At 69.0% G+C, this 14,677-nt stretch carries 15 protein-coding genes; 9 read left to right on the top strand and 6 right to left on the bottom strand.

Annotated features, from left to right (window positions below):
* The first annotated feature begins 255 nt into the window (after positions 1-255).
* The 6 genes from mycP (at position 256) to ACSMTC_RS40100 (ending at position 5,644) form a co-directional block, all read left to right on the top strand.
* A complete protein-coding gene (gene mycP, locus ACSMTC_RS40075; protein ID WP_436565058.1) occupies positions 256-1,488 on the top strand; it encodes a type VII secretion-associated serine protease mycosin in 1,233 nt (410 codons plus the stop codon).
* A 119-nt stretch (positions 1,489-1,607) separates the two neighbouring features.
* A complete protein-coding gene (locus ACSMTC_RS40080; RefSeq protein ID WP_436565059.1) occupies positions 1,608-2,006 on the top strand; it encodes a type 1 periplasmic-binding domain-containing protein in 399 nt (132 codons plus the stop codon).
* A gap of 153 nt (positions 2,007-2,159) precedes the next feature.
* The gene (locus ACSMTC_RS40085) at positions 2,160-3,077 is read left to right on the top strand and encodes a zinc-dependent metalloprotease (protein WP_436565060.1); all 918 of its coding nucleotides are present in this window, start codon (positions 2,160-2,162) and stop codon (positions 3,075-3,077) included.
* A 199-nt stretch (positions 3,078-3,276) separates the two neighbouring features.
* Positions 3,277-3,585, top strand: coding sequence for a hypothetical protein (locus ACSMTC_RS40090; protein WP_436565061.1), 309 nt, complete (start codon positions 3,277-3,279; stop codon positions 3,583-3,585).
* 494 nt (positions 3,586-4,079) lie between these two features.
* Positions 4,080-4,583 carry a GNAT family N-acetyltransferase gene (locus tag ACSMTC_RS40095; protein ID WP_436565062.1) on the top strand — a complete coding sequence of 168 codons (504 nt, stop codon included), beginning with the start codon at positions 4,080-4,082 and terminating at the stop codon, positions 4,581-4,583.
* Positions 4,584-4,726: 143 nt separating this feature from the next.
* A complete protein-coding gene (locus tag ACSMTC_RS40100) occupies positions 4,727-5,644 on the top strand; it encodes an IS5 family transposase (RefSeq protein ID WP_436565063.1) in 918 nt (305 codons plus the stop codon).
* Here the strand turns inward: ACSMTC_RS40100 and ACSMTC_RS40105 are convergent.
* The 3 genes from ACSMTC_RS40105 to ACSMTC_RS40115 form a co-directional block, all read right to left on the bottom strand.
* Positions 5,601-6,143, bottom strand: coding sequence for a hypothetical protein (locus tag ACSMTC_RS40105; RefSeq protein WP_436565064.1), 543 nt, complete (start codon positions 6,141-6,143; stop codon positions 5,601-5,603). The genes ACSMTC_RS40100 and ACSMTC_RS40105 overlap by 44 nt on opposite strands.
* 128 nt (positions 6,144-6,271) lie before the next feature.
* Entirely contained in the window at positions 6,272-7,051 is a 780-nt protein-coding gene (locus tag ACSMTC_RS40110) for a hypothetical protein (RefSeq protein WP_436565065.1), read from the bottom strand.
* Complete coding sequence (locus tag ACSMTC_RS40115) at positions 7,048-7,683, bottom strand: sigma factor-like helix-turn-helix DNA-binding protein (RefSeq protein WP_436565066.1); 636 nt, start codon at positions 7,681-7,683, stop codon at positions 7,048-7,050. The genes ACSMTC_RS40110 and ACSMTC_RS40115 overlap by 4 nt, the downstream gene beginning before the upstream one ends.
* A gap of 402 nt (positions 7,684-8,085) precedes the next feature.
* Between ACSMTC_RS40115 and ACSMTC_RS40120 the strand changes: the two genes are divergently transcribed.
* A complete protein-coding gene (locus tag ACSMTC_RS40120; RefSeq protein WP_436565067.1) occupies positions 8,086-8,334 on the top strand; it encodes a hypothetical protein in 249 nt (82 codons plus the stop codon).
* Positions 8,335-8,340: 6 nt separating this feature from the next.
* Here ACSMTC_RS40120 and ACSMTC_RS40125 read toward each other — a convergent pair whose 3' ends face one another.
* Both ACSMTC_RS40125 and ACSMTC_RS40130 read right to left on the bottom strand, forming a co-directional pair.
* Positions 8,341-8,631, bottom strand: a complete 291-nt coding sequence (locus ACSMTC_RS40125; protein ID WP_436565068.1) for a hypothetical protein — start codon at positions 8,629-8,631, stop codon at positions 8,341-8,343.
* A gap of 176 nt (positions 8,632-8,807) precedes the next feature.
* A complete protein-coding gene (locus tag ACSMTC_RS40130) occupies positions 8,808-9,971 on the bottom strand; it encodes a hypothetical protein (RefSeq protein WP_436565069.1) in 1,164 nt (387 codons plus the stop codon).
* Positions 9,972-10,182: 211 nt separating this feature from the next.
* Between ACSMTC_RS40130 and ACSMTC_RS40135 the strand changes: the two genes are divergently transcribed.
* Both ACSMTC_RS40135 and ACSMTC_RS40140 read left to right on the top strand, forming a co-directional pair.
* On the top strand, positions 10,183-10,704 hold the full coding sequence (locus tag ACSMTC_RS40135) for a hypothetical protein (RefSeq protein ID WP_436565070.1): 522 nt from the start codon (positions 10,183-10,185) through the stop codon (positions 10,702-10,704).
* Between the two features lie 40 nt (positions 10,705-10,744).
* Positions 10,745-10,999 (top strand): hypothetical protein, encoded by a 255-nt coding sequence (locus ACSMTC_RS40140; protein WP_436565071.1) that lies wholly within the window; start codon positions 10,745-10,747, stop codon positions 10,997-10,999.
* Positions 11,000-11,540: 541 nt separating this feature from the next.
* Here the strand turns inward: ACSMTC_RS40140 and ACSMTC_RS40145 are convergent.
* Entirely contained in the window at positions 11,541-14,675 is a 3,135-nt protein-coding gene (locus ACSMTC_RS40145) for an SNF2-related protein (RefSeq protein ID WP_436565072.1), read from the bottom strand.
* Positions 14,676-14,677: the final 2 nt, after the last annotated feature.

The following is a 14,677-nucleotide window of genomic DNA, read 5'->3' on the forward strand; positions in this document are numbered from 1 at the left end:
GCGATCGGATCTGTACAGCGCCACCACCCGGCATCCAAGCCTAGATTGTCCTAATCAATCGTCAAATAGCTTGATATAGGGCTCCCAATTTTTACATATTCTTATATAAGCATTGGGTATTTGATGGTATTTCAGGGCTGCCCATGGACGTCCCAGCTCGTGCCGGTACCATCGCGATCACCCATGTCAGATCGCCCGTGCGCCGCCGCTGCAGCACCTCCTTTTCGCCATTGAGCACAGAGAGTCGAGCCATCGATGCGCATCCACCAAAGACGCACACGCATTGCCTGGACGTCGACCATCGCGCTCATTGTCGCGTCCATGACAGTCCAAATATCCGGGGCCGCCCAGGCCGAATCCATACGTTCCGCCGAATGGCCCCTGGACTCCGCCCACTTCGACGCCGAACGGATCTGGTCGGTCAGCAGAGGCGCCGGAGTGACCGTGGCGGTCCTCGACACCGGCGTGGCCGCCTCTCACCCTGATCTGACCGGCCAGGTCACCGAGGGCACAAGCCTCCTGGGCGACCAAGGCGATGGTCGCACCGACAGTTCTTCCGACTCCCACGGCACAGCAATCGCCGGGATCATCGCCGGCTCTGGCGGCCCTGACCATGTCTCAGGGATAATGGGTCTGGCACCCGCCGCCAGGATCCTTCCAGTCAGAGTCGCCGCCGGTACCGCGATTTCCCCCTCACTTCTCGCTCAGGGGCTGACCTGGGCCGTCGACCACGGCGCCAAGGTAGTCAACATCTCCAGCGGCACCCCACAGCCCGATCCGCTGCTCCGCCAGGCCGTTGACTATGCCCTCCGGCATGACGTGGTCGTCGTCGCCGCCGCCGGAAACCAAGGAGACAAAGGGAACCCCCCTCAGTACCCAGCCGCGTTCCCCGGTGTGGTGTCAGTCTCCGGCATCGATCGGAGCGGCGGTTTCTGGGCACCGAGCGAGTCGGGTACCGGTGTCGTCCTGGCCGCCCCTGCGGCGCAGATCTACTCCACCAACGACCAGAACGCCTACGTCAACGCCGATGGCACCAGCTACGCAGCCGCCTACGTCTCCGCGGCGGCCGCACTCATCCGAGCGCACTCCCCAGCCATGACGGCCAGTCAGACCATCCACCGCCTGATCGACACCGCGTCCCAGCACCATCAGGTCCCCGATGCCCACCTCGGCTACGGCATCGTCAACCCCCTGGCCGCACTCACCGACACAACCCCGCCGAGCACCGACCCCGCCAACCCGCTCCTCCATGCCCCAAGGACCGAATCCCAAGACTCCAGCTCCCCAGCCCTGTTCGTCTGGATCGGCTGCGCGGCAGCCGCCATCCTCGCTACCGCGATGCTTGCCCGCTTCTGGCTTCGGCGCCGAAAGCCCGCGTCGCCGGCAGTGACACCGGCATCGACGCGGCCGCGCCCCGCCAAGAAACCGTCGAGTGGAACGCCCCACCAGTCCACCCGAAAGACCCCGAAGGGACACCGAAACCCGTGAAGCCCAGCCCCCCGAGGGTCCCGCGTGCGCGTACGGCGATCGCCACCCTTGTCCTTCTCGCCTGTGCTACCGCAGCTGCCATCATCTGGTGGCCGGCCACCAGGACTTCTGCACCACCGATGGTGACCGCCGCCAACTACTCCGGCCGCCCCAGCGCCTGCCTCGCCGCAGACAACAGCACCACGACCAAGACCGCGGCGGACTCGACCTGGACAACGATGCGCGAGGCCGCCGAGGGCAAGGCCATCAACGTCCAGCAGTTGGTCGTCCCCGCTGACACGCCCGACAAGGCCGCCCCCTACCTCGCCGGCCTCGCCGCCCAGCACTGCACCCTGATCGTCACCGTAGGCCAAGCCTTCGCAGCGGCCATCCCCAACCTGCATAAGGCCGACCCCGCTCTGAGGTTCGTGGCTGTCGACTCACACCTGTCCGCAGGCCAGATGGGCCTGACCTTGCTGGCAGACGCCGATCTCCCGGCACCACTGGCCCGCCAGATCCAAGGCCTTGCCGAGCTTTAAGCGGAGGCCGGAGCGGGCGTCTTCGAACGTTCGCCCCTCCGTCTGCACGATGCCGGTCTGAGCGGGACCTACCGCAGGCCGGCGACGTGGGGACCTGATCGTATGGTGTTGATTTCGCGGACCTGGCAGGCCGCAGTTCAGGGAAGGATCGTCGTGGAGGACGTCGTTGTGTACCAGGAGGCGGGGAAGCGCTGGAATCGTCTGGCGGATGACGCCCGGTCAGCGGTCGGCGAGACAATTGACCTGGTTGAGGAGACAACCGGGCTACGGCTCGGCTCCACGATCCGTGTTCGCCTCACGACGACAGACGGCTTCGCGCTGGCCTTCGAGCAGCATGCTCGTAGGCTCTCCGAGAGGATCCTGGCCAGCGGCGTGCTGGACGCGATCGAAGACCCCCGCCGCCGAGCAAGAGTCAAGGCCAGGTTCAACCGATCGTCCGCCATGGGGCCGATGACGAGCACGCACCGGCTGCTCCTGTGCAGGCCCGGCGCATCGGTGATGCCAGCCGACGACGGCCACCCGGAGATCTTCCTGATCCCGTCCTTCATGTCCTACCCCGGCCCGCCAGCTCGGAGCCTTCGACTCACGATCGCGCACGAGCTCGCACACGCGGCACAGCACATCGCTGCCCCGGCGCATCCCATCGAGTACCTCTCGGCGATCCTCACACGCAACAGCGCGGACCGCCGAGGCGAGACAGCGCCGCAGTCGGCGGCCCTGAAGGAGGGGCATGCACGCTGGTGCAGCCGAGAGGTGATGTCGGCGATGTACGGCGAACCCGTGGCCGACAGGTTCCCGGAGGATCCTCGGGGATCGCTGCGTTTGGCGATGGTCGACCGGTTGTCGGGACCGCTGCCCGGTTTCCGAAGACTGCAGCGTCTTCGAGACGGCGCTGAGGAATTCGTGCGCCAGGTGCTGGCGCACGGCGGCACGGACCTGGTCAACCGGATCTGGGCGGATGTGGACCTCCTCCCCCGTGCTCACGAGATTGAGGATCCCACGCGGTGGCTCACCCGAACTACTGACCACACACACAACCGAGCTTCCGTGGCGGCAGACCAGTCCAAATAAGCGGTCGACAACGGCCCCGTGCCTTGGTGGGAGCTGACCGATACCAGGCTCGACCAGCACTGACGCCGAAATCTTGATGGCCCTGCCCGCATCTCCGGGCGGGCCAATCAAGGTACCTGGACGCCCGTTGGAGGGAGTCATCAAGGCACGGATGGGGCGCAGCGGGCGGTCGGCGTGGTCGTGCGTACGATTTCCTGCCGTGGGCGAGCAGAAGGCGTTCGAGTTCCCCGGCCATCTGATCGAAGTGCAGCGGGCGCTGGCGGCTGTGCAGGCCGAACGCCGCGACCACCTGGCCTCGTTGCCCGCGTGGAACGGGGGTCTGGGGGCGGCCAGGCAAGGCCTGAGCGAGGAGCAGCTCGCTGAGTCCGGTCGGCTGGAGGAGGCCGAGCGTCAGGCCGCACATGCCGTCTGGGCCGACGGGTACTGGGCGATGCTGTCCGGTGCGGACCGCGTCGACGCCCGTACCCAGCTCAAGCACATCGACGATTCGGTGGAGGCGGTGGCGTAGGGGCAAGGCGGGCCTGCGTCAGGTCGGCCGCTCGCCGCATCGCATCGGGCAGCCGCTGGTCGTCCTCCCTTCTTTAGCGGAGTTGCGGTGGCTGCGGGGGACGATTCCCGTCAGGTTCACCGCTGCGGGGCGGCGGCCGCCGTTGCTTGGAACGAGGCTTTCCCCGGGGGGGGTCCTGCCGGCACCACGCCGCAGTCGACGCAGGCCAGGGTCTTCAGAGGCCGTTGTCGTACCGATCACGGAGTCTGTCGATCGAACGGGAGTCTCGATCGAGTGATCGCGGTCGCTGCCCGGCATGAAAGCAGGGCCTCGTGGTAGTTCGAAGGTTGTCTACGCCAACGAGTGATCCAGGAGGCCCTGTTGTTGCCGTTGTACGCGCTGACGCCGACCGGGTGCAATTCGCTCGGCCCGGGTGCGCCGGGACGACGGTCCGTACGTCGGTACGGAGAAAAACCAGGGGAGCGGACGGCCGCGCGCTGCTACGGTCGGGCGCCATGAGCTGGCTTCCCGATGACTTCGTCCACCCCGTCCTGGTACCGCTGCCGGGCGGCGGCCATCACCTGCGGCCGATCCGGGAGGCGGACACCCCGCTCGACTATCCGGCCGTGATGGGCTCGCGCGAGCGGCTGTGGACCATCTTCGGTCCGGCCTGGGGCTGGCCCGCGGCCACCATGACCTACGAGGCCGACCAGGCCGACCTGTTGCGGCACGAGAGGGAGATCGCCGCACACCAGTCCTTCAACTACGCGCTGTTCGACGTAGCAGAGACAGCCCTGCTCGGCTGCGTCTACATCGACCCGCCAGAGCGGGCCGGCGCGGACGGCGAGATCTCCTGGTGGGTGGTGGACGAGCTGGTGGGCAGCAAGGTCGAGCAGGCTCTGGACGCGCTGGTGCCGCAGTGGATCGCCGCCGACTGGCCGTTCAAGCAGCCGCGTTTCCTCGGCCGCGAGATCTCCTGGTCGGGCTGGCTCGCTCTGCCGGCGCACCCCGACGCGTAAGTGGCTGTTGTCGTTCCGATCTTGAGGAGTGTCGGTCGAACGGGAGTCTCGATCGGGTGACTGTGGCAGGGGCCGCGCATGAAGGCAGGGCCTCTTGGTAGCTCGAAGGGTGTCTACGCCAACAAGCTGTCCAGGAGGCCCTGTTGTCGCAGTTCTACGGCATCGCGGGGGCGGAGTCCACCTCGGTCGCCCTTACGTGTGACTGCCTGGCTCACCGGTTCGGGAACGCCGGCGACCACGGGGTGCGTGAGCGCCGCTACCCGACGGACATGTCGGACGCGGAGTGGGTGGTGGTGCGGCCGCTGCTGCCGGTGCCGGGCTGGCTGCGGGGCCGGGGTGGCCAGCCGGAGGGCTACTGCCACCGAGTGATGCTGGACGCGATCCGCTATCTGGTCGACAACGGCATCAAGTGGCGGGCCATGCCGGCCGACTTCCCGCCGTGGGACCGGGTCTACGCCTTCTTCCGCCGCTGGCGTGACCACGGCCTGGTCAAGGAGTTCCACGACCGGCTCCGCCGCCGGGTCCGCGAGAAGGCGGGCCGGGATCCGGAGCCGAGCGCGGGCGTGATCGACTCGCAGTCGGTCAAGGCGGACGCGGTCGTCGACGTCGACAGCCGCGGCTTCGACGGCGGCAAGCTGGTCAACGGCCGCAAGCGGCACGCCGTGGTCGACACGCTCGGCCTGCTGCTCGCCGTGATGGTCACGAGCGCGAATGTCGGCGACCGCACCGCCGCGCAGGCCCTGCTCACCCCGGTCTGCGCCGCGCACCACATGCTCGCCTTGGTCTGGGCCGACGGCGGCTACACCGGCAGCCTCGTCGAGTACTGCCTCGCCGCCCTCGCCCTGGTCCTGGCGATCGTCAAGCGCAGCGACGACATGCGCGGCTTCGTCGTGCTGCCCAAGCGCTGGATCGTGGAGCGGTTCTTTGCCCACCTGATGCGAAGCCGCCGCCTGGTGCGCGACTTCGAGCGATCCACCAGCACCGCCGAGGCGATGATCTACTGGTCGATGACGCAGCTCATGACCCGCCGCCTGGCCCGGCCATGCCCGTCGCGAGCGTGAACCGGCCCGATGCCGGCTCGGCCAGCCACCCCCGTGCCACCAGCCGCTTCGCCTTCGACCGCAGCGCTTCCACCTTCCCTGGCACGGGATCCATGCCGAAGCAGACGGCCATCTCTTGGCACGTCAGCGGCCCCTGGCCGAGCCGGTCCCGGTCCGCGAGAGCCTGCAGGATCCGCTGGTAGTCCACCGACAGCGCCGACCAGGCCAACCCCGCACGCCACATCGGCACTACCGACTTCGGCTTGGCCGCCTCCGAAGGCCCGGTCTGCACCGGCGGTTCACCGCGATCTGGCAGGTCCTCGGCGGCGTCAGGGTCGTCGGCGTCGCCGCCCGGAGCCAGCACCTCACCGACACGTGAGCGGGCGATGACCCACTCGTTCCACTCCCGCTCGACCGCGGCCAGCTCCGCGTTAATGCGGTCGGCCTCCTCCCGCAGCTCGTCCATGCGACGGCGAGCGGTGAGCTCACGCTGTTCCAATAGCCCCACGACCGACGGCATCCCCGACCTCCACTAGAGCGACGACTCGACACGTCACCACTCCCCGAGACCGCCGACCCTATGCATGACCAGCGAAAACGCAGCCCTCAAGCCCAGAAAGACAACAGCTTCTCAGGTTCCCTAGGTGCTTATGAGGTCGTGGCATGGCAGCGCGGGTCCGTCTGGTGGTGGTGGAGCGCTGCGGCGAGCGGGTGGGGGGCGATGGCCGGCGTGCGTCCGAAGTCCGCGTCGCGGCTGCTGGGCAGGGCGGCGAGCACCTGGCGGAGCGTGGGGCACAGGCCTTGGGCCGGTTGGAGGCCGCCGTTGTAGGGGGCGAGGGCGGCTGTTCGGATGTCGGGGTCTTGGGAGAACTGGCGTGCCTGGTCGTGCCAGTGTCGTGCCTCGCGTTGGTCGCCGTGGCTGGCGGCGAGGAGGGCGAGGGTGTAGGCGGCTTGGAAGTCGCCGGCGCCGGCGGCGAGTTGCCACCATGTCCGGGATCCGTCTGTCGGCAAGCGACGGCGCTCCTTGCCGTGTTCGTCCTTGCCGTAGTGGACGGCGAGGTGGCACAGCGCGCCGAGTACGTAGGCGCCGTGAGGTTCGATGTCCGGGCCGTTGGTCAGGGCGGAGAGCCAGGCAGGCGCGCTGGAGTCCTCGACCGCGAGGTGGCACAGTGCCATGAGTTCGAACATCGCGCGATCCGCACGGGCCGCTCCCGACAGCAATGGCTGAGCTGCCGTCCTCAGCTTCAGGCGCGTGGTGAGCCGGGTGTGGGCGCCGTCCAGGTAGAGGGCGGCCCGGCCCCTTCCTTCGGGGGCCGGGAGGCGCGCTCCGGCCAGCGGTTCCCAGACCGGGCGGCCTTCGTCCTCGCCGACGTCCTCGCCGACGTCCTCGGCGAGCGTGTCGGCTGCGCTGCGGCGGATGTCGATCACTGGTCCTCTGCCTCCTCTGCGGTTCGCACGTCGAGGCCCAGCGCCGTGGCCAGTCGGCGGCGGGCGTCCCGGCGCAGGCTGTAGACCCCGGCCAGCGTGATGCCCATGATCCGCGCGGCGGTGCCGAGCGGGTAGCCGAGCACGTAGGTCAGCACCACCACGTCGTGCTGCCGCTTGGGCAGGTCGCCGATCGCCGAGAACAGCCCGATCTTGCTCTCCAGCTCTGCGAATCCCCTGCGGGCATCGCCCATGGCGCACGCGAAGGCCGCGGCGGCGGTAAACGCCGACGGTCGGCCCAAGCGGGCCAGCTCCGCGTCAACCGCCCCCCGCAGCACACCCCAGCAGAACTCCTCGACGCTCTCCTGGCGCAACACGATGCCCCAGTGCGCGGCGAGATCCGCGAACACGTCGTCGACCAGGTCGTCGGCCGCGTCGGCATCATCCAGGTGCAGCCGCGCGTACTCCCAGTACACCTCGCCCTGCATCACCATCAGGGCAACCAGGTCGTCGGGCAGCGTGGTCTCTGCCTTCTGGTTCCCGGCTTCGACCAGAGGCAATCGCTCGGGCAGGCCCTGCTGGCTTGGAGTGCCACCATGTGCATCAGCACAACCGCCATCGAGGCTGCCGACCATCTGTCTTCCCGTCCTCCCGCCCCGCCCGCCGGCCGACCATCGGCCGGAACGCCCGGGGACTCCTGGGACCAGGGAACAGGCCGAAGGCCTCACATCTGCAGACCATGGAGAAACTGAACAAATCTGACAGAAGCCCAGCCATCTTGACCAACTGTGACTCAACCGGAACCACTCATAGATCAGCAGGCGTGGCACGGCGGGCGCCGGGCAGGGGAACCAGGAAGCCCCCGTCAAAACGTCCAGCGCCAGGTGGTACGGCGGCGCCGGCTATAAGCGGGACGTGACCAGATCGGCTGGTATCAGCCGGATGCACCGGCGGCGCGAGCAGCGCTCGGGCCGGGGATAGTCACCCACGCAGCCTAGGATGCCGGACCCGCCGGGGCATCCCGCATCCGCGCCAAGATGGCCCACGCCGTCGAGCTCGCCGCCGACCTGGGCAGCGAGCGGGTCGACCAGGCCCTCGGGCTCGCGGCTGCGGCCGGGCGCTTCGCAGAGGACGACCTCGTCTCCATCCTGGAACACATCGCGGCGAACAGGCCCGTCGGCCAGGTCGTCCGCGCGGACGAGGCCCACTCCGTCCAAAACGGCACCATCGCCTGGCAAGCCCTGGGCCGGCAGCAGACGGCGGCCGGGGAGTCGAGGGCCGACTGACCTGAGTCAGTCGCCGATGAACCACAGATACAGGTGCGGCCCACGCTCCACGACCTGGCACAGCTCGCGGGCCTGCCCGACCCAGTCGCCATCCAAGTCGGCAGGAAGCCGGTCGAGTTCCGACAGCAGCAGCAGCACCTGCCGCTGGTTGAAGACGGCATCCCCATACGGCGTCAGGGCCCAGAACATCGGGAACTCCGCCGGGTCCAGATCCGCGAAGCCGGCCGTCCACTCCACGCCTGCCTCGGCGCGAGCCACGACGTTCCCGCTGTCACCACGCACCGCCATATTGATCATCCGCCGAGCCTATCGGCGCCCACCGCGACCCACGAAGGAATTTCCGACCGTGACGTTTCCCCAGGCCCCGGCCCTGCCCGAGGAGCTCGACAAGCTGATGCGCCGGATGCGCCTGCCCTACATGCGCAAGGCCGCACCCGACGTCCTGGCCACCGCCCGGGCTCAGCGGGGGCCCGTCAGAGGTTCTGCAGATAGGCGGCGCGGACGGTGAAGGCCGCCTGCTCCGGACTGTCGTGCAGCATCGCTTCCCGGGTGGCCTGATCGCCGATGAAGCATGCCTCGTACACCGCCACCCACCGGTCACCGATCCCGGGCAGGCCCCGCTCGACCCAGCCGACCTGGTGGCCCTCGCCGAGCACCAGGTACACGTCCGGGTTGACGGTCCACCCGGCCAGCAACCAGAAGTCGCCGAACACCCGGTAGTCCAACGCGACGGAGACATCGATGCCCGGCAGGCGGCGCAGCATGGGGTCGGTGGGGACGGTGATCTCGGCGACCGGCGGTTTCGGGGCGGGGCCGGTCGCGGTCTGCTGGGCGAGGCGGCGGTCGACGAGGTCGCGCAGCCCGCGCCCGCTGGCCGGAGCGGGCGCTGTTTCTCCCCGGGGCGCAATGGGCGCGGCGGCGGGGGGCGTGGCGGTGGGCGGTGTTTCCCCTCGGGGAGTTTCGGCGGCCGCCGGGCGGGTCTGTCCGGCGGCCGGAGCCTCCTTCGCGAGCGCGGCCGTTTCTCCCCGGGGCGCAGTGGCGGTCGGTTCGGTGGTGGCCTGGGCGGGCCGGGGTTCGGGTAGGCCGTTCGGTGCTGGTTCGTCCGTGGTCGTGGCGGCGTCGAGTGCGGGCTGTGTTTCGCCCCGGGGTGAAATGGCGGGCCTGGGGGCGGTCGCTCCGGGCGCGGGTTGCTGGGTGGGATGGGCGGCGAGCATCCGTTCGGCGAGCTCGCGATGGCGGATGGTCAGGACGTTGGCGGCCTGGAGGACGTCGGCCAGGGCCTGGCGGGCCAAGGCACCATCGCCGTCGCGGGTCGCGCGGTCGAGCTGGAGCAGGAAGCGGACGTCCTGCCGGCGCAGTTCCTCGCTAAAGGCCAGCAGCTCGGCCGCCTCGGGGCTGTCGGTGAGCTCGTCGGGCAGCGTCGTTTCACCCCGGGGGCTTTCGGCGGCCGCGGCGAGCGCCCGCTCCTGCCGCTCCCGCTCCCGCGCTCGGTCCGCCTTCGACGAGCACTTCTTGGAGCAGTACTTCGGCCGGCGGCCCTTGCCGCCCCACTCCAGCTCCGCATCGCACACGGCACAGGCCGGGGCGCCGAACAGCATCGGCTCAGACACGGCATTTACCCCCGGGGAGAAACTCATGCGGTGATGCTAACCCCGCGCTGAGCTGGGCTTTTCCCCCGGGGCGAATCTCAGCGCCGCGAACAAGGCACAGCACGCCGCTCGGAGCGCAGCACGGTTAGCGGTGCAACGGGTTGCCCCTCGTCCTGTTCCCGAACCGGTCCGCGAGTCCGCATGCGCTCATGTGCCCAACGATGCGTAACCGGCGGGGGTCGGTTGCGGTTCACCTGGTATGACGATCTCCCAGCTGCCGCCCGCTGCGACCGGGCTCGACCAGGCCGAATCCGATGACCACCAGGGGCCGGATGACGGCCTGACCGAGGGCGAGCGCGAGGCCATCGCCCAGGCCTCCGTCACTGGCCAGCGCGCCGCCGACTGGATCCGCACCCTCGCCTGCCGGCAGAACGACGAGGGCAATCGGCAGGTCCTGGAGCGGTACGCCAACGCCGTCGAGCAGGTGCTGCGCCGCGAGATCGTCCCCGGCGGCGAGGGCGAGCTGACGGAGGAGCTGCGCTACACCCTGGACGCCTACGTGCTGCGCGGCAGCGTCCTGGCCGAGCACCGCCCGGAGCTGACCGCCACCGAGCGGGTCGCGCTGCTCGCGGTCGGCTTCACCGCCGCGTCCGCTCCGCGGGTCGTCCTCAACGACCTCGCCGGCGACCTGGTGCTGCTATGCGAGGCGATCGACCACGCCCTGGCCGTCGCCGCCGGCCGCAACGCAGCGCCACCCGTCGAGCCAGCTCCCGAAGCCTGACGTGGTACCAGAGCCGTGCCAAAGCCGGGAGAATAGTCCGGTGACCAGCACTCAGCCCACCCCACGCGGCCTGACCGCCCTCATCCCCCAATCCCGCGCCACCAGTCCCGGAGAGCGCGCCGCCGCCCAAATGCAGCACCTGCGCGAGACCACCTTGCCGTTGCCGGTCATCGCGGCCGCAGCCGAGCTGATCGCCCCGCACCTTGAGGACGCAGACCCGGTCACCCGAGAAGCCGCCGCCGCCGTCCACGCCCACCTCATGGCGGCCATCGAGGACGCCGCCCCCGGCCGGTAGCCAATGGGCTGCCCCAGCCTGTCCCAGCGCCGCCGAGAAACGCTCCCATCAGGCGAAACGGCCTGGGACCCGTCCCAGCAAAACGCCCGGAAGGGACACGTGGGACGTGTCTGGGACAGGGGCTGGGACGCCGCTGTCCCAGCCCATCGAACCAGTGGCCAGGCCGTCCCCTGACAGGTGATCTTGACCGATTGCCACGAGATCTTGATCCATTGACGCTAAGCTGCCGGGCCTATGAAAGAGCTGCCGAAGAGCGTTGACCAGGACGTATTCGAGCGCCGGATCATCCACGCGCTCAAGGCGATCCGCGAGGCCTCCGGCTGCACGCTCCACGAGGCGCTCGAAATCTTCATCCAGCGGTACGAGGAGCTCCGCCATGAGCAACCTGACAAGTTTCCGGCTGACTCGCGAAGAGACGTCTACACCTGGCCTGGTCAGTGGGTCGGCCGACGACGCCGTACACACCCCCGAGGACCGGCTGGCCAGGGCCTAAGGCTCACCGCCGGATTCCACTCCGAACGTGACCGGTTCCCCATGCGCCTCAGGCATTTTGGTTGGTCTGACCGGGGTAGATGATCCAGTTAGTCAGGCGGAGTTGATCGAGCGCCGCGGCCTGCGGGATGCCAGCTTGTTCTGCGGCGTGGGCGCGGGCCTGGTCAAGGTGTCGGATCACGAGGTTGTTCTCCGGTGCGCGCAGGGGTTCTGGCGTGGTCGCGGTGGGGTTGGCTGTCCAGGCCGTGGGGTCGACGCTGGCCTCTTCCAGGCATCTGGCGGTGTCGGTGGTGCAGGTGGGGCCGTGACCGGTCTCGACGATGCGTGCGAACACTGCGGTGTGCGGGCAGTCGGGGCTCGGCTGGTGTGCGAAGCAGTAGAGGATGCCGCGCGGTCTGGTCCGGTCGGGGTGGACCGCGCTCGGTGTGCCGCTGACCCTGATGCGGTCAGCGGCCGGCGAGCGCATCGCGTTGCCGAGCCAGGCCCGGACCTGGTCGGCGAAGACAGGACGGTAGGGGCGCTCCTTGTCGCCGCGGATCTGGTGCAGCAGGCGGGAGAAGGTGCGGGGCTGGCGGGGGCAGCCTGGGAAGAGCCGGTCGTCGATACCGACGAGCGCGGCGGCGATCTGGGCCTTGCCAAGGATGAGGTCCATGATGTGCAGGACCAGGTCGATGCCCTTGTCGGGCAAGACCGTCCAGCAGGTGACGGCGGGGTGGGACGAGCCGAGGCGCTGGAGCCGACCAGCTCGCTGGCCCATGCGTTCGGGGTTCCAGGTGAGGTCGTAGTTGATGCAAAAGGCGGCTTCCTGGAGGTTGATGCCCTCGGAGAGGACGTCTGTGCACAGGAGCATGTCGTAGTCGTTGTGGGGAGTCGGGCGGCCAGCACGGGTTGGTCCGAGTGCCGCGGTACGGGGACAGAAGTGGCTGAGGATCTTGGCAAGCTTGGGACGGGAGGGTGTCTTGTCGGCGCCGACGACTGCGATCCGGCCGCGGTAGACGGCCAGCTTCGGGTCGGTGTCGATCTTCTGGGCGAGCCAGTGGGCGAGGTCATTGATAGTGACTCGGGAGCTGGAGAACACGACCACCTTGGGGCCCAGTGGGCTGGCCGCGCTCTCGTAGAGGCAGCGCAGGATACTCATGCGTTTGGGATCGGTGGGCGCGAGGTCGAAAGCCATCTGGGCGATCCGGCCCAGTAGTGCGGCGTCGGACCCCAGGTCCTCGCGGAGCGCTGCGGCATCGAGGTCTTCGGCTGCCACCCGCACCTGGTCGTGTCCCACACGAGCGCTGGCAGCCAGGAGGCTGTCCAGATCCGTGTTCTCGTCGGGTTCGGACAGGCCTGTGCGGATCTCGGCGGTGAGCCGCCTGTTGGGGATGTACACGCCGCCCCGGTCGAGGTCCGCCAAGGTGCGCCAGCAGCGCTGCTCCATCACGCTCGCGGTGGAGGCAAGGGCCGCCAGTGAGGATTCGAAGCGCTTGAGGACCAGGGCACGGATCAGTCCGACGATCGAGGTCTCCATCCGCCCGGTGGGGACGAGCAGGTACCGGTCCAGGTTGTAGGCGGCCATGGACAGCGGCCTGGACACCATGGACGGCGCCGAGCCGCGAAGCCGCTGCAACGTTCGCCGGTCCTTGCTGTTGAGGTGGGATCCGTCGTACAGGGCATCGACCAGGAGTAGCAGCAGGGTCTTCTGGTGCCCGCTCAGGTGGTAGCGCACGGCGCGGGTGCGCAGGGCGGGACGTGTGATGCCGTGCAGGGCGGTGCGGTAGGCGTGCTCGATGAAGTGCCAGTCCCGGCGGACGAGGCGGTGGTCGAGTTCGCGATGGAGGTGGTGAAGTTGGAGTGGTGTGAGGGCGGGCAGGTCGCGGAGGGCGGCGTTGAGGGGCCTGCTGGCCTGCGGTAGGTGGAAGATCCGGGCCGGGGAGAAGGTGCGGGTGGGTTTCCAGTGGGGTTCGAGGTCGCAATCTGCGAGGGCGAGGAGTTCCCAGAGGTCGCCGGTGTCGTTGTTGACCGGGGTGGCGGTCAGCAGGAGGAGCCACGGGCGGATCTTGGCGGAATTAAGGAGGGAGCGCAGGGCCGCGGTGCGTTGGCGTTTGGGGTTGCGCAGTGCGTGGGCCTCGTCGCAGATGACCAAACCGTAGTCGCGCCACGTTGACTTCCCCGCCTTGACGTCGTCGTAGGTGTTGGTCAGCTGGTTGTATGTCAGGACGTCAGGGTTGAGTCCCCAGCGACCGAGGTGGTCGAGCCAGGTCTCCCTGACGGCAGCCGGGGTGATCACGAGGACAGGCCCGCACGGCAGGTCGGGGTCGTGGTCACGGTTGGCCTCGGCGTAGCTGATGCACTCGCCGGCGATGTAGGTCTTGCCCAAACCAACGGTGTCGGCGAGCAGCGCTCCGCCGTGCTGGCGGCAGATGGCGAGGATCTGGGCGAGCCCGTCGCGCTGGTAGGGCTCCAGTTGCAGTGGGCTGGCCGGCGCATTGACCTGCTCGCCGTACTGGTGCCAGAGCATCTGCAGGTAGACCAGCTCGATCGGGTGGGCGGCGAACAGGGGGGTGATCGCCTCTGCCAGATCGTAGGGCCTGGCGTGGTCCCACAGGTGATCGGCGGCGGCGGCGCCCTGGCGGGAGGTTCCTTCGGGCAGCTTCGCGTTGATCTCAATGCTGCGTCGCAGTCCCGGGGCGGTCCAGTTCGAGGAACCGATGACCGCGGTCACCGCGCCGCCCTGCCGGACCGCGAGTTTGGCGTGGAGGAAGTCGCTTTCGTATCGGCGGCATTCCACCCGAGGATCGGCGAGGAGGCCGGCGAGCTCGCCCAGGCGCAGAGCGCGCTCTTTGGTGAGGTTGGCTCCGTTGACACTGGCGTGCAGGAGAAGGTCCTGGCGGCGCAGCTCGGTCCCGAGGCCCTGGTCAGGCAATGGTTCGTCTGGCCATATGATCTCGGCCCGTTCGCGCTGGTCGGTGCCGATCAGTAGCCGGATGCGTGCTCCCCGGGCGACCAGGCGGCGCAGCGAGCCGACGACGGTGAGCAGTCCGGAGAGGCTGACGAAGCTGGTGACGACGGTCAGCAGGCGGGTGCGGTCGGTGCCGGACCTGAGCCAGGCGGCCAGGTCGCCGGCCACGGTTCGGCCGGGAAGGTGGTTGACCAGCAGGTCGGGAAGTTCATTCTGCGGTCGGCAGGGCGGGTCCATGG

Origin of the sequence: Kitasatospora sp. HPM-01-4 (genome assembly GCF_051374625.1) — a bacterium.
Taxonomy (GTDB): Bacteria; Actinomycetota; Actinomycetes; order Streptomycetales; family Streptomycetaceae; genus Kitasatospora.

Coding starts and splice junctions, on each gene's coding strand:
- ACSMTC_RS40125 (WP_436565068.1), bottom strand. CDS start 8,631: ATGATCAATATGGCGGTGCGTGGTGACAGCGGGAACGTCGTGGCTCGC.
- ACSMTC_RS40135 (WP_436565070.1), top strand. CDS start 10,183: ATGACGATCTCCCAGCTGCCGCCCGCTGCGACCGGGCTCGACCAGGCC.
- ACSMTC_RS40105 (WP_436565064.1), bottom strand. CDS start 6,143: ATGCCGTCGGTCGTGGGGCTATTGGAACAGCGTGAGCTCACCGCTCGC.
- mycP (WP_436565058.1), top strand. CDS start 256: ATGCGCATCCACCAAAGACGCACACGCATTGCCTGGACGTCGACCATC.
- ACSMTC_RS40080 (WP_436565059.1), top strand. CDS start 1,608: ATGGTGACCGCCGCCAACTACTCCGGCCGCCCCAGCGCCTGCCTCGCC.
- ACSMTC_RS40120 (WP_436565067.1), top strand. CDS start 8,086: ATGGCCCACGCCGTCGAGCTCGCCGCCGACCTGGGCAGCGAGCGGGTC.
- ACSMTC_RS40095 (WP_436565062.1), top strand. CDS start 4,080: ATGAGCTGGCTTCCCGATGACTTCGTCCACCCCGTCCTGGTACCGCTG.
- ACSMTC_RS40115 (WP_436565066.1), bottom strand. CDS start 7,683: ATGGTCGGCAGCCTCGATGGCGGTTGTGCTGATGCACATGGTGGCACT.
- ACSMTC_RS40145 (WP_436565072.1), bottom strand. CDS start 14,675: ATGGACCCGCCCTGCCGACCGCAGAATGAACTTCCCGACCTGCTGGTC.
- ACSMTC_RS40130 (WP_436565069.1), bottom strand. CDS start 9,971: ATGAGTTTCTCCCCGGGGGTAAATGCCGTGTCTGAGCCGATGCTGTTC.